Source organism: Leuconostoc falkenbergense (assembly GCF_045801155.1).
Taxonomy (GTDB): Bacteria; Bacillota; Bacilli; order Lactobacillales; family Lactobacillaceae; genus Leuconostoc; species Leuconostoc falkenbergense.
This window is the reverse complement of the sequence record NZ_CP174386.1, coordinates 25,001-39,436: the sequence shown is the minus strand read 5'-3', so window position 1 is coordinate 39,436 and position 14,436 is coordinate 25,001. Positions and strand designations below refer to the sequence as shown.

Here is a 14,436-nt window from a genome sequence, read left to right as displayed (position 1 = left end):
AAGTAACCACACCACTATCATATTTGACTGAGTTTCATTCCCCACATCCCCAAATGTACTACGTGTACTATGTTACACGGTACACCGTAATCTGTCAATCCTCTTTTATCATCATAATGCCTTGTATTTTTAAGTTTACAGTTGTAGACTATATGTATGAACACAACAATATCAACAAGTGAATGGCAAATAATGCGTGTCATTTGGACTCTAGGAGAGGCAACTAGCAACCAAATCATTCGTATTCTGTGCGCGGAAACAGATTGGCAACCGTCCACTGTTAAAACTTTGATTACACGTCTAATCAAAAAGGGCATTATTAGCCACAATGACGCTGCCAGAGACCGTATATATACTGCAACCATTACTGAAAAAGTAGCAATGGTTGACACCTTATCTACGACATTACACGACATGTGTGCCATGTGTGTTGGTGATGCGTTAGTCAACGCCTTAGCGGAGACCCCGCTATCTCAAACAGACATTAGCCACTTGCAAGCTTTATTGGTACAAAAATCAAAAACAGCTCCGGCAACAATAGCTTGTAACTGTATTCCAAAAGATTGGGAGGCCTGCCAATATGACAGAGAAAAAAAATAATCACACCATGTCACAAATGACACATGAACACCACATGGATCATGACCACAATATGTCAATGATGACCAATTCTGAGATGGATATGTCAGCCATGCCAATGCATCACCACGGTGCTGATATGGGCATGGCGGGCATGGACATGAATGATATGAAAAGACGCTTTTGGATATCATTCATCTTAATGATTCCGATTCTCTTTATCTCGCCATTTATGGGTGTCAATCTACCTTTTACCATCATTTTCCCAGGCAACAGTTGGGTCTCTGCCTTATTGGCCGCCATGTTGTACGTTATTGGCTCACAGCCGTTCTGGGTAGGTGCGCGTCACGAGTTGCATGCCAAAAAACCAGCAATGATGAGTCTTATCACAATGGGATTAAATGTCACATTTTGGTATTCTATCTATGCCTTAATTGCCACACAAGTCTTCCATCATCACGTAATGGATTTCTTTTGGGAATTTGCAACGCTTACCGTAATCATGCTGCTTGGTCATCGAATTGAGATGTCAGCAACAATGAGAGCCGGTGATGCCACCGCCAAACTTCGTGAACTTTTACCCCAAGTTGCCCACGTTAAACACGGTGATCATATAATGGATATGCCAATTACCACACTCAAAACAGATATGGTGGTTCGCGTTTTGGCAGGTGAATCTTTTCCAGCCGACGGTATCGTGACAAATGGTAACAGTCAAGTAGATGAATCTCTGATGACCGGTGAAAGTCAACTGATTGATAAATCAGCCGATGCTATTGTCTATGGTGGTACCATAAATGGTAACGGCACATTAGACATTAAACTCACCACAGTAGGTGCACAATCATTTATTGGTCAATTACAACAAACTTTACTCACATCACAAGATAAAAAATCACAAGTCGAAACACTAGCTGACCGTGTCGCCTCTTGGCTATTCTGGATAGCACTCGTTTTCGCAATTGGTGCATTGATCATTTGGACGCCATTACGGGGATTTAGTTTTGCGACAAATATTGCTGTGACTGTTCTCGTAATTGCTTGCCCACACGCGCTTGGCCTCGCAGTACCCTTGGTAATTAGCCGTACGAAAGCGATTGCTGCTGCGCAAGGCATCCTGATCAAAAATCGCAAAGCATTGTCGGCAGCTAATCAACTCCAATATGCCTTGATGGACAAAACCGGTACATTAACAACCGGACAGTTCACTGTGCAACAGTTCGTAACCTATCAAGAAGATAAATCTCACGTTTTAGCAATTATGAGTGCACTCGATCAACAATCAACACATCCGCTGGCACAATCAATTATTAGTTATGCGCAATCTCAAGGCGCACCAACACTGTCAGCACAACATGTTGAGAATATAGCCGGTTATGGTGTTTCAGGTATGGTCGAAGGCCATCACTACCTATTGGTGTCCGCACGATACTTAACTGAACATCATATTGCCTTTGAACCGCTAAACGCAGACGGTTCTGTTTCATATTTGCTTAACCATGATAAGGTGATAGCAGCCATTGCACAAGGTGACAGCGTTAAAGAATCAGCGCGTCAGTTTATTGACGATTTGCATGCGCAACACATTATTCCGGTTCTTGTAACAGGTGATAATGAAAAATCGGCAAAACGTGTTGCCCATGAATTAGGTATCGAAGCCATTCATGCTGGCGTGTCTCCCCAAGAAAAGATTGCCTTAGTGGCTGAATACCAAAAGCGTGGCGCTGTCATGATGATTGGGGATGGTATTAATGATGCACCAGCACTAGCGCACGCTGACTTAAGTGTCGCCATTGGCGCTGGTACCCAAGTTGCCCAAGCCTCAGCCGATACAGTTCTCATAACTAATCATTTGCCAAAAATCATCGAATTCATTCGTTTAGCAAAACATGGCAATACAAAGCAAGTTCAAAACTTGTGGTGGGGCGCAGGATACAATATTATTACCATTCCGTTAGCTGCGGGTGCTTTATCTTTCATTGGCCTCATGCTCAATCCCATGATTGGTGCCATTGTTATGTCTTTTTCAACCATTGTCGTAGCCTTAAATGCGTTGACACTTAAAGGGTAAATAATTAAATATTTAATCAATTATTAAAAATTACTATTTCTTTAATAACCAATTAATATAAACGTGTAAAATGGTAAGTGTTGATAATTTTTATACCGATAAGGAGAATCTTACATGCGTAAGTATATCGCGGAATTTCTAGGCACCTTTATGTTGGTTGGGATTGGAACAGGAAGTATTGTTTACTCTGCTGCTTCTACACAATCACCATTAACGGTAGCACTAGCCTTTGGTCTTGCTTTAGCAATTGCCATTTACACATTTGGCCCAATTTCTGGCGGCCACTTTAATCCAGCTGTTTCGTTGTCAATGGCCATCCAAAAAAGACTCACGTGGGTTGATTTTGGTGGTTATATTGTAGCACAATTCCTTGGTGCAATTGTCGCTTCAGCAGCAGTTTACGGTGGTGTTGCCGCTTACTTGAAGTCTTCAACTGTTTCCACAGCATTATCTGGACAAACAATGACCGTCAGCCAATTTGTTTCCTATGTTGGTTTGGGTCAAGCAAACTATGCCACTGGTGAACGTCTGAACGCTTTTGCGTTTGAATTTGTCTTGACATTCTTGTTCGTACTTGTGATTTCAATTGTCACAAAGTTGACTAATGTCCCTGCTCCCTTGGTCATTGGCCTTTTCTTAGCCGTTTTGATCATTGTGGCCTTGCCAATTACAGGCGGATCATTCAACCCAGCACGTTCATTGTCACCAGCAATTTTTGTCGGTGGTAAGGCACTGAAACATCTGCTAGTCTATATTCCAGCACAGCTAATCGCTGGTGCATTGGCAGCATTTGCCGCTAATTACTTCAATAAAACCAGTAAAGAAAAAGCCGTAAAAGCCTAAAGTTTATAAAGATTGACTAACATTGTCAATCTTTTTTTGTTTCTAGAAATAAACGTGTATAATGGGATTTATTGGTAATATTACACACAAGGAGAATTTTTCATGCGTAAGTATATCGCAGAATTTCTAGGAACATTTATGTTAGTGTTCTTTGGAACTGGTAGTGTTGTTTATTCAGCTATTACGACACAATCACCTATCACAATTGGTTTTTCATTTGGTTTGGCATTGGCCGTTGCCATTTATGCTTTTGGTCAAATTTCTGGTGGGCACTTTAACCCAGCCGTATCACTTTCAATGGCTATTCAAAAGCGTTTGTCATGGGTCGAATTTGTCGGCTATGTATTAGCACAATTGATTGGTGCTATTGTCGCTTCTGGTGCTGTCTATCTTGGCGTTACAGCTTATCTAAAGTCAACATCCGTTACAACCGCTTTGTCAGGTCAATCAATGACAGTCAAACAATTCGTTACTTTGGCTGGTCTTGGTCAAACTAACTTTGCTGACGGGCAAGGCTGGTACGCTTTTGCCTTTGAATTGATTTTGACTTTCTTGTTTGTTTTGGTCATTTCAATTGTCACTAAATTGGCTAATGTCCCTGCCCCATTGATTATCGGTTTGTGGTTAGCAGTCCTAATCATTGTTGCGTTACCTATTACCGGTGGCGCTTTCAACCCTGCTCGTGCCTTAGGTCCTGCAATCTTTGTTCAAGGTAAAGCACTTGGTCACGTTTGGGTTTACCTAGTGGCTGATCTACTAGGTGGTGCTTTGGCAGCATTTGCCGCTAACTTCTTCAACAAGGGCGTTACAAAAGAAGCCTAATCTTAATAAAAAAGAAGCTCGTCGCGAGCTTCTTTTTTTATTAACGCAATTGTCGTGGAAAATCATCAGGCAATGGACCTGTAATCGTTTTAATGCCACCATCAAAGGGCAAAGGGAGTTCAATGGTAGCTGAATGCAGCATCAATCTTGGCATATGACACCCACCATATAGGTCATCCCCAACTATTGGATGGCCTATACTAGCTAAATGAACCCTAATTTGGTGCATTCGGCCAGTATCTAAACGAATTCGTAATAAAGAATTTTGATAAACCGTATGTATATTAGTCCAATGTGTCACAGCAAATTGTGCGTTGGTTCCATTGACAGCACGTTTCCTGTCGTCTTGTGCATCAATGCCAATTGGTGTTTCAATTATTCCCTGTTTTGTCGGCATCACGCCACTCACCCATGCCAAATAAGTCCGTGTAATTGCCTTAGCAGATAGTAATTGGTCAAGTATTGGGACTACCAAAGGCGTTTTTGCAATAATAACGGCCCCCGATGTGGCCCGATCAATTCGATGTACCATATAAGGGGCCACTTCCAAATGGCGCCTTTGAAAATCACCGGCAACGTAATTCAGCAAAGTATCATCTTCTGTTGGTGAATGCGGATGCATTTTCATACCCGCTGGTTTATCGACAACCACAAGATAATCGTTTTCAAATAAAGTTACTACTTTCTGACTATGATTCGGTCCATAATTAGAGTTACTCGTCCTAAAATCATCCTGATCAAAGGTCATCACTAATACATCATTTGTTGCCAAAAAATAACTAGTCGGGACCACTTTACCATTCACGGTAAAATGTCGCTTAATCCTGAGAGCCCCACGAATACGCTTTGGAATAAGCCATTTTATCCACAATGCTTTAACTGATTGACCGGCATTGTGCGGTGCTATTTTAAATTGATATTGCCATGTTGTCATATGATAAATGCCCACACCTTTAGGGTTAGCTCCCTTAATTTGACTTTATTGTCATTTTCGTTATACTTAGATTATCTGGGGTGCCCTATGGCTGAGATATACCCACCGAACCTGCTCATGATAATGCATGCGAAGGGAGATATAACATTGTTTAGCTCATTAATGGCGCAACCTGTGAACTCTCTTGACGGTTGCGCTTTTATTTTTTGGAGATATGAAATCTATGCAAAATTCTCGTTCCCGCGTCATCGCTGAAGTGGCTATATTTGCCGCCTTGGCTGTTGTTTTCGATTGGCTGACCCTTTTTAAAATGCCACAAGGTGGCGCCGTGACCTTGTCATTGGTCCCAATATTATTTGTTGCCTACCGACATGGTGTAAAAGCCGGTATGGTGACTGGATTAATTGTTGGTGTGGTGACTTTTATTTTAAATCCATATTATTTAAATCCACTACAAGTATTTTTCGACTACTTCTTTGCCTATACGTTGGTTGGTCTCGGCGGATTGTTCACGAGCCAATTAAAATATGCACTCCGTCGAAATACAACAAAACAAGCAATGGTACTAGTATCACTTGGCGCCGTACTTGGTGGTTTTGGTCGCTTTTTTGGTTCCTTTTTGGCTGGTGGTTTCTTTTACGGCGCTTTTGCTCCTAAAGGGCAAAATCCTTGGCTCTATTCACTGATTTACAACGCAGCTTACGTTGTCCCACAAATCCTTTTGACTGTCATTGTACTGATTGTTTTACTTCGCGTTCAACCAAAAATGTTCAAATAAAAAGCCAATTATTATAACAATTCTAAATGGAACCTGTTATAGTAACTGGCTTTTTTTCGTAATTGGAAACTCACGTTTATCAACAACCCGATACTTTACTTTTCCAGACTCAAGATAAACATACAGCAATTGCGTTTCAGCGTCATCAAAATAGCCCAAGTTGACCACAACACGTCCTTCATATTCTTCAATACCTTGGAAGGCTTTCTTCATAATATGATGGATAATCATAGCACTTTCAAGCTGTTCATTAGCCTTATCAACGGCTTCATGTAAACTATCACCATCATCTAAGTTTTGTTTGATAATCGCAACTTTAACAAACGCACGAAACCCATATAATCGAGATTCTTGTTCATCTTCTCGATCTATCGCTTGAACATATCCTTGCTTTTCCCAATAGCGAAGTTGCCGTGTCGATATATTCGTCATACGTGCTAGTTCACCAATGCGAAATTGTAGATGATCAAGAGACGGTTTTTTAAAATTTTCTTTGTCAAAATTCATATTTGTGCCTCTAAAAATAGTGTTCTTTGTCAACTAAGTTGCTAAAAACACGCCTAATATCTATTTAAATATAGCACATTAATTAATTAAAACAAAGCCTGCCACTGTTCTAAAATTGGGCCTATCTCAAAATCTTCAACTCGTCGTAGTGAGATATCAGCATAATGTTGGCGCTCTTTTTGAGTGTTTAATAGTGGCTGAATAGCTGCTAACAAACCATCGACATCACCATTCTCAACTAAAATGCCGTATTGACCGCCATCTAGCACTTCTGCAGAACCCGTATTTTTCATTGCGACAATCGGTAAACCAAAGCTCATAGCTTCAGCCAAAACCAACGGCAATCCTTCCCAACGAGAAGTCTGTAAGAAAATACTAGCATCACGGTAATGTTGTCGCAAAGCTTCGTCTTTTAGTCCACCACGATAAATAATTTTATCTTGAGCCGCATATTTTTCAATCAATTCTTGAAACGTTACCATATCTTCTGGTAGCCCACTACCAGCAATTGCCAAACGCCAATCATTAGGTAGTTTAGATGCTAGTTGCACAGCGAAATCAATGCCTTTATGCTGAATCGCAATCCGAGCTGTAAAGGCAATGATATGTTGTGTCAAATCAGCGCGTCCATTTGGTGTTATGGTCAACGGATTCCATATTTTGACAGCGTATTGATTATAGGGCTTAAAGCCCGCCAAATCATAGTCTGTCAGTACAACGACAGTATCAAGTGCCCGCAAACCTGCCTCAAATTCAGTCTGCATATCAGCATAGTACTGACTTTTGTAAGTCGTCACATTATTATGCATCCAACCAATTAACTGTGTGTCAGGTAATTGTGGCTTCATCACAGCAGCAAAACTAGACAACAAACCACCTGCTAAAATTACCACATCGAATTCCCGTGCAATGTTAATAAAATCTTGAATTTGTTCAGCATATTTGACATAAGGCTTTGCATCGTTGGCTAGTGTTAAGGGCCTCTTTGCAACCAATAAATCCGCTGATAGTGTATAAAAAGGTGGTAAATCAGAAAAACTATAATATACTACGTTGTGCTGTTGCGCCAACGCATTACCAACAACAGTCGTGGCACGCTTCATGCCCCCAAGACCAATGTTTTCAAGGGCAATAAGAATCTTAGTCATATTTTTGCTCCCAGTTTCATTAATTTCCACTCCAATCATCTGCATTTCGTGGCAACAATCTTGTTGTATCTGTCGCTTTATCACGTGACTCTGGTGCATCAGTGATGTAATCACTCAGAGTCGAGCGGTTACCATTTTTAGACAACAAACTTGTGGATTTTGTCCCTAATTTTTGGTTAATCTTTTTCAACCGTTTGACTGTACTGTCTTTACTGTAATCATATTTCGACGGGTCAACAGCCTTAAAATCTTTTGGTGTGTAGAAACGCAATAAATTCTTTTGATTCAAATTATCTGACATATTCAATTTTTTATTCACATAACTTTGAATCTTATTAAGTTTTGTCTGCAATTTTTTGTCAGGATATTCAATTAATTGATTCGTTTTTGTATTCCAAATTCGCCCAGACAAACTAGCATATTCTGGTGTTATCCAGTCTTTATTACGGAATGCAACTATTTGTACGTGCTGCTTGCTTAACAAGTCTTGTCCAAACTGAATATACCGCTTTGTACTGATGCCAAGCAAATGCTCTAATGTAGGCGCAACATCAATTTCACCACCATAAGTATGATCAATATAGCCATTTGTCATGCCCGGTATATGAACAATCAATGGCACCCGTTGCAAATTAGCATTGTCTAAATCGTTCCAGTTACTCTCATTTTTGCCAAGCACCGATGCCAAATAAGGCGCGTCAGTATTAGAAATACCGTAGTGATCACCATACAAGACAACAGCAGTATTATCGTACAACCCTGATTTTTTGAGATAGTTAAAGAATTCTTTCACGGATTGATCAAGGTAGTGATTGGTGATGAAATAGTTGTCCACTAATGTTGAACCTGTATTCGACGTCTGGAAATTAGGATCTTGGTCCTGTGCATCTAGCGTATAAGGTGTGTGGTTCGTCACTGTCAAATATTTAGCATAAAACGGCTGCTGCAAACGTTCTAGATAAGGAACAGAGTTCTGGAATAATAGTTTATCCTTCAGTCCCCACGATGTCGCTTTTTTACCAGTTAAATCAAAATAATCACCGGAAATCCAATTTTGGTATCCCATATGTTTATAAACTGTGCTACGATTCCAAAAGCTACCAATGTTACCATGAAATACTGCGCTTGAATAACCAGCACGCTGATTCAAAATAGCAGGCATTGCCTGAAAAGTCTGATCATCTCCTAATTTAGAAAACAGAGAGCCTTGTGGTAATCCAAAAGTAGAGGTCTCTAGCATATTTTCTGCATCTGATGTCTTACCTTGTCCAACTTCATTAAAGAAATTATCAAATGAAACACTCGACTTACTATGATATAAGCTGTTCAAAAAAGGTGTTACTTCTTGACCATTAATTTTCAAATCAAGTGACATTTGTTGGAAACTTTCCAAATGAATCACAATGACATTCTTGCCTTTAGCTTTGCCATAAAATTCTGGATTAATCGCCGCGTAATTCTTCTTAATATATTTTTGAACAGCTGTCAATTCAGATGGCGTTGCACTTTTACGAACCTGACTAGTCTGGTATGTGTTAATCGCATCATAAATCGTGAATGGCCCAATACCCAAATATTTCACCATATATTCACGATCAAATTGACGTGTTAATAACTGTGGCCGATCGACATCTGCCAAAAACATATTTGCCACCAATACAAAAACACCAATGGTAAAAAGTTTAAATGGTTGCAAACGTTTTAATGGCCGCTGGTCAAACTTAATTTTCCGGAAGACCATCAGGCCAATTAAAATCACTAAATCAATCCAAAATAAAAAATCATGTATCCCGAAAGAAATGGCCCCGGCTGCTTTACCACCTTGGTTAACGGTATTGTACCCCAACATGGTATTAATGGACATGAAATCTGAAAATTCTCGAAAATAAATGACGTTTAAATACAACAACGTTGTCATCGCTGTATCAATTAGTAATAATGCCCCATAGTAAATCTGTTTGGGCTTGATAAATAAGGCCAAACTAAACAAAATCATGGTAAACCCGATTGGATTCAATAACATGAGAACGACTTGCAATGGATCAGAAACGTGTAGCCAATCAAAATCAGCACCGTACGCCAAAATAGCTTTCAATGTGAATAAGACGACCAACCATGTGAAAAATCCAAGTCGTGTATTCAATTGTGCTAGCCAATTTTTTGGCGCCAGCGTCTGGTGCCAAAATTTTTTAAAAAAATTTTTCATAAGTTTCATTATACCAATTTATATGGTCACTCGCTCTAAATATTGCTATACTTGTATCATGACAATAGAAATTAAACATCAAAAAGGGCTCGGTCCAATTCAAGCTGACGCCCTCATAATTAGAAAAACCGTTTTTGTTATCGAACAAGGCGTTGCTATTTCTGACGAGATGGATGATACGTCAGCCGAAGAAGAAGCGATTCATATCGTAGCATATGTTGATGGCAAACTAGCAGCAACTGCTCGTGTTTTACCAGAGTCCGCAACAACTTGGCATGTTCAACGTGTAGCCACACTCTATCCTGCGCGTGGCAAGGGTCTCGGTAGCAAATTATTTGCCTATATTGAACAACTTGCCCCTGAATACGGTATAAAAACATTAGTATTAGGCGCACAAGTTCAGGCACGCGGTTTCTACGATCGCTTAGGATTTTCAGCTTTTGACGAAGAGTTCATCGAGGCTGGTATTCAACATATTCACATGAAAAAAGCGCTGTCATAGGCGCTTTTTTTGTGCTAAGAACGCCTCATGTAAGCAATTTCAACTCTAATTTGATAAGGTTGTTGATCATCGATGAGTTCACTTCTCGTAGCAACATGACTTGGCCCACCAGTCAGAACTACGGAAGCAACGGCCAAACGATAATGTGACAATGCTTGATCCGTTGGTGTCAGACCCACGCGAGATACATTCCCAAGTTCGCGAGCCTGCAACTGATTGATACCACCAAATATTGTCAATGTGCCATCAGCTTCTTGCATATCAAAATAAGGTAATATTGTCCCTGGATGATTGGCATTAATCACACCTTTTTGTGCAATAATTTGTCGTTGGGCCTGTTCACCTAAGTGACCATAGTCTTGTGCGATTAAATTCAAATCGGTCATTTCACGAGCAATCGCTTCAATGTTGGTTCTTTGCTGTAAATTACTATCAATTACGCCGTTCATAACATCTTGTCGCTCGTACAGTCCATTTGCTGGAATAATCACACTCGTTGCTGCTTGTGCACTTTCTTCATGCGGTTGTCCCACAATTTGTTCTATTTTAGGCGAAATATCCCATTTCGTTGTTTTTTTGGTAAAAAAATACAACACATTTAAAATAACAAAATACAATAAGACTAGGAAAATAGCTACTAATAAACTACCTCTTAGAATACGACCGTTCACAAAAAACCGATATGCTAGGTAGAGTAGATACCATACGCCAACGGCACCTACTGCTGTATAAATACGGCCTTTTACTTTAGAATTGGTAGTAAAATAGCCAAGATAATGATTGACTAAGTCAAGCAATGTAAACATTATTGGCTGTCCTCCGAAGTACTTGTAGAAGTTGCATTAGAACTCGAACTTTGACTCGACGACGAACTTGACGACGATGAAGAGATTGTTGTGCTAGAAGTTTCCGATGAAGTTGCGCTTGAAGTTGAAGACGAAGATGGCGTAACTGATGATGAGGTGTCACTACTCTCAGATGATGAGTCATCACTAGATGACTTATCGCTACTTGTTGTCGATGTATTTTTACTTGTAGTTGTCGAGGACGAATTGGTACTAACTGACCGTGATGATGTCCGTCCACCTTCTGTTGTACCTGTTGCAACGTTAACAGCCAAATTTGCCGCACTAATTGCAACAATTAATGACACAATTGCTGATGGTGTCAAAAAAGGTGGTGTTCTATATTTTTTTGCCATAAGCCCCCCTCTGTGCTGATATGATTAGTGTCTACTATAAGCATTGAAAATTAACAGTATAATTATATTTTACCCGCTTTCCATCAAATAAACATAAAATAAATCCATAACTAAAACGAAAACCCGCAATCTCTTGCGGGCGGACGATATTTAGGAGATTTTATTTTAGGGAGATTGAGATTTGGAGAGAAGTCCGTTGATTCGTTGTTTGATATCAACTACTGTTGATGTGTATAATATAGTCATTCAATGTTAAATGGAGATTAAACATGTCAAAATACAAAGCCTATTTTATCGATCTTGATGGCACTATCTACCAAGGATCTAAAAAATTTGCATCAGGCAAACGATTTATTGATCGTTTAAAAGCAGCCAATATTCCTTATTTATTTGTTACGAATAATTCAACCAAAAGTCCGGCTGACGTTGCTGCTAACTTAACGATTAATCATCAAATTGACACCACCATTGATCAAATTTACACCAGCGCCATGGCAACGGCCGATTACTTGAAACAATTGGCAACCCCGCAGCAAACACGGGTTTTGGTTGTTGGCGAGACTGGACTTGAAGAAGCACTTTTAGACGCCGGATTTGATTTGGTACAAGACGAACATGCTGATTTTGTTGTGGCAGCATTAGATCGTGCATTTACATATGATAAATTGATGTATGCAACTTTAGCGATCCAGCATGGTGCTAAATTTATTGCCACCAATCGTGATACTAATTTACCTAATGAACGCGGTATGATTCCTGGAGCAGGTGCCATTGTCGCCGCCATTGAAACAGCTACTCAGATCACCCCAACTGTTATTGCGAAGCCTCAGACACCAATTATGACTGGCGCTTTGCAAAAACTAAAAATTGCCAAAGAAGACGTTATTATGGTTGGTGACAACTATAATACCGATATTTTAGCTGGTATCAATGCCGGCATTGATACACTATTAGTTTATTCAGGTTTATCAACTCACGATCAAATTGACCAAGTAGCAATCAAACCAACCCACGAAATCGAAAGTTTAGATGATTGGCTTGTCTAATTGAAGATAGTAAAAAACGCATCAAAATATGATGCGTTTTTTTTTAAGCTAATTCACGTTTAGTTACTTTTTGAGTTACTTTTTTTGCTTTATTTGGGCGGTAGAATAGCAAGTAAAGAATTGCCGAAACAATCGGAATAACTGCTGATACCAAATACAACTCGCGGAATGAAAGCGAATTGTGCAACGCGCCTAACACGTATGGGCCAACGCCTAATCCCAAATCCAAACCAATGAAATAAGTCGAAAGAGCAATACCAATTCGGTGGCTAGTGACAAGTTTAAGTGTGACAGCCTGTCCATTTGACATAAATGTACCATATCCCAAGCCAATAAACGCACCAGATAGTAACAATACAAAACCATTATGCGCAAACGCTAAAATTACTAATCCAAATGCCAAGAACAAATAGCTAGGATACATCACGTAATTTTCACCAAAGCGATCAAAGATTCTACCAGACATAGGACGTGTCAAGGTTACAATACCAGCATATACCACAAAGAAAAATGAACTAATAGCAACTAAATGCAATGTCTCTGCGTAAGAAGCCAAGAATGCCAAAACTGATGAATAAGAAAGGCCCATTAGAAATCCGATGCCGGCAATCAGTAACACTTTAAATTCAATAAAACTAGAAACTTTCCATGACTTTAATTCAGCCAGATGTGCTGCGGACAAAGTAACATTATTAATTTTAACCGCGAACAAAGCAACCATTGATATGCCAATTAATATGGCTGACAGAATAACGATAAACTGAAAGCTTGTTGCATTCAATAACAACAAACCGATGAATGGTCCAATAGCCGCTGCCAAACTTGTACTCAAACCATAGTAATTGATTCCTTCGCCTTTACGCTTCTCTGGTATAAATTCAGTGACAATTGCGTTAAGAGCAGTTGAAGTCATACCGTATGCAAAACCATTAAGCAAACGAACACCATCGAGAACAGCAATCGTAGGAACAGCTAAATAGGCTATTGTCGTTATTAAGTAAAGAATTGCGCCCCATCGCGCAACTCGCTTGCGTCCAATCAATTCAAGTTCCTTACCCATGACTAAACGCGCAATCAACGTACCAATAATATAAATTCCTGATGCAAGACCAGCCTGCCCAAATGACGCATGTAGTTGATCATGCGCAACTACAGCAATGATTACCATCATGAGATAATACACCAAGTAAACAATAAAGTTGATGATCGTAATCGTTAAAAAGCCTTTGTTAAATAATTTTTCTTCCATTTTTCCAATCTCATTATACCTTAACTACTAACAACAAAAAATGTCGCTAGGTGGGCACAAAAATCGGACCGGATATTGTATCATACATGTCGCGCGAAACCTCATCATTTTAACACCGCGCGCGTTTGCATGAAAACAATGTAAGCGTTGAGCCGTTGATTTAAGATTACCACGATTTCACAAAGTATGCAAAGTTTTTTTTATTTTCTTATTATATTGTCAAATAAGTTGACAATATAGTCTTTAATAATAAGAAATTTTAAAATTTGCTTGTGAAAATAATATTTTATAACACATTTTCTGAAAATAAATGAAACAATTTTACTGAAAACAAAAAGAGGAAACAAACGTTATGTTACCATAACACTTGCTTCCCCCTGAATCATGGGCCATCCAGGACTCGAACCTGGGACCTCTGCGTTATCAACACAGCGCTCTAACCAACTGAGCTAATGGCCCATATTTTGATGCCGCTTCTAACATCAAGCGAATGACGGGAATCGAACCCGCATAGCCAGCTTGGAAGGCTGGAATTCTACCATTGAACTAC

14 protein-coding genes, 2 tRNA genes and 1 riboswitch (1 of these 17 running past the window's edge) are annotated in these 14,436 nt (G+C 39.6%); of the genes, 8 read left to right on the top strand and 8 right to left on the bottom strand.

Annotation, left to right across the window (positions count from 1 at the left end; all coding sequences use genetic code 11):
• The first annotated feature begins 156 nt into the window (after window positions 1-156).
• From ACI3ES_RS00240 to ACI3ES_RS00225, 4 genes are all read left to right on the top strand, one after another.
• On the top strand, window positions 157-600 hold the full coding sequence (locus ACI3ES_RS00240; protein WP_114667302.1) for a CopY/TcrY family copper transport repressor: 444 nt from the start codon (window positions 157-159) through the stop codon (window positions 598-600).
• On the top strand, window positions 581-2,650 hold the full coding sequence (locus ACI3ES_RS00235) for a copper-translocating P-type ATPase (protein ID WP_114667301.1): 2,070 nt from the start codon (window positions 581-583) through the stop codon (window positions 2,648-2,650). The genes ACI3ES_RS00240 and ACI3ES_RS00235 overlap by 20 nt, the downstream gene beginning before the upstream one ends.
• 114 nt (window positions 2,651-2,764) lie before the next feature.
• On the top strand, window positions 2,765-3,493 hold the full coding sequence (locus ACI3ES_RS00230; RefSeq protein ID WP_114667300.1) for an MIP/aquaporin family protein: 729 nt from the start codon (window positions 2,765-2,767) through the stop codon (window positions 3,491-3,493).
• A gap of 102 nt (window positions 3,494-3,595) precedes the next feature.
• Entirely contained in the window at window positions 3,596-4,315 is a 720-nt protein-coding gene (locus tag ACI3ES_RS00225) for an MIP/aquaporin family protein (RefSeq protein ID WP_114667299.1), read from the top strand.
• Between the two features lie 40 nt (window positions 4,316-4,355).
• Here the strand turns inward: ACI3ES_RS00225 and ACI3ES_RS00220 are convergent, their stop codons facing one another.
• Window positions 4,356-5,249 (bottom strand): RluA family pseudouridine synthase, encoded by an 894-nt coding sequence (locus tag ACI3ES_RS00220; RefSeq protein WP_114667298.1) that lies wholly within the window; start codon window positions 5,247-5,249, stop codon window positions 4,356-4,358.
• Window positions 5,250-5,315: 66 nt separating this feature from the next.
• Window positions 5,316-5,404, top strand: a riboswitch (TPP riboswitch).
• A gap of 68 nt (window positions 5,405-5,472) precedes the next feature.
• Here ACI3ES_RS00220 and thiT point away from each other — a divergent pair.
• A complete protein-coding gene (gene thiT, locus ACI3ES_RS00215; protein WP_114667297.1) occupies window positions 5,473-6,027 on the top strand; it encodes an energy-coupled thiamine transporter ThiT in 555 nt (184 codons plus the stop codon).
• Between the two features lie 36 nt (window positions 6,028-6,063).
• Here the strand turns inward: thiT and ACI3ES_RS00210 are convergent, their stop codons facing one another.
• From ACI3ES_RS00210 to ACI3ES_RS00200, 3 genes are all read right to left on the bottom strand, one after another.
• Window positions 6,064-6,534 carry a MerR family transcriptional regulator gene (locus ACI3ES_RS00210; protein WP_004910320.1) on the bottom strand — a complete coding sequence of 157 codons (471 nt, stop codon included), beginning with the start codon at window positions 6,532-6,534 and terminating at the stop codon, window positions 6,064-6,066.
• Between the two features lie 86 nt (window positions 6,535-6,620).
• Complete coding sequence (locus ACI3ES_RS00205; RefSeq protein WP_114667329.1) at window positions 6,621-7,682, bottom strand: glycosyltransferase; 1,062 nt, start codon at window positions 7,680-7,682, stop codon at window positions 6,621-6,623.
• Between the two features lie 19 nt (window positions 7,683-7,701).
• Window positions 7,702-9,897, bottom strand: coding sequence for an LTA synthase family protein (locus tag ACI3ES_RS00200; protein WP_114667296.1), 2,196 nt, complete (start codon window positions 9,895-9,897; stop codon window positions 7,702-7,704).
• Between the two features lie 49 nt (window positions 9,898-9,946).
• Here ACI3ES_RS00200 and ACI3ES_RS00195 point away from each other — a divergent pair, with 49 nt between their 5' ends.
• Complete coding sequence (locus tag ACI3ES_RS00195; protein ID WP_114667295.1) at window positions 9,947-10,390, top strand: GNAT family N-acetyltransferase; 444 nt, start codon at window positions 9,947-9,949, stop codon at window positions 10,388-10,390.
• 14 nt (window positions 10,391-10,404) lie between these two features.
• Here the strand turns inward: ACI3ES_RS00195 and ACI3ES_RS00190 are convergent, their stop codons facing one another.
• Complete coding sequence (locus ACI3ES_RS00190; RefSeq protein ID WP_114667294.1) at window positions 10,405-11,196, bottom strand: DUF6681 family protein; 792 nt, start codon at window positions 11,194-11,196, stop codon at window positions 10,405-10,407.
• Between the two features lie 90 nt (window positions 11,197-11,286).
• Between ACI3ES_RS00190 and ACI3ES_RS00185 the strand changes: the two genes are divergently transcribed.
• The gene (locus ACI3ES_RS00185) at window positions 11,287-11,610 is read left to right on the top strand and encodes a hypothetical protein (protein ID WP_181809853.1); all 324 of its coding nucleotides are present in this window, start codon (window positions 11,287-11,289) and stop codon (window positions 11,608-11,610) included.
• A gap of 250 nt (window positions 11,611-11,860) precedes the next feature.
• On the top strand, window positions 11,861-12,637 hold the full coding sequence (locus ACI3ES_RS00180; protein ID WP_004910305.1) for a TIGR01457 family HAD-type hydrolase: 777 nt from the start codon (window positions 11,861-11,863) through the stop codon (window positions 12,635-12,637).
• Window positions 12,638-12,680: 43 nt separating this feature from the next.
• On the opposite strand, the gene ACI3ES_RS00175 is transcribed toward ACI3ES_RS00180, so the two are convergent.
• From ACI3ES_RS00175 to ACI3ES_RS00165, 3 genes are all read right to left on the bottom strand, one after another.
• The gene (locus ACI3ES_RS00175; protein WP_114667292.1) at window positions 12,681-13,886 is read right to left on the bottom strand and encodes an MFS transporter; all 1,206 of its coding nucleotides are present in this window, start codon (window positions 13,884-13,886) and stop codon (window positions 12,681-12,683) included.
• 385 nt (window positions 13,887-14,271) lie between these two features.
• Window positions 14,272-14,345: transfer RNA gene (locus ACI3ES_RS00170), tRNA-Ile, on the bottom strand.
• A 26-nt stretch (window positions 14,346-14,371) separates the two neighbouring features.
• Window positions 14,372-14,436: transfer RNA gene (locus ACI3ES_RS00165), tRNA-Gly, on the bottom strand; it runs 6 nt beyond the window's last position.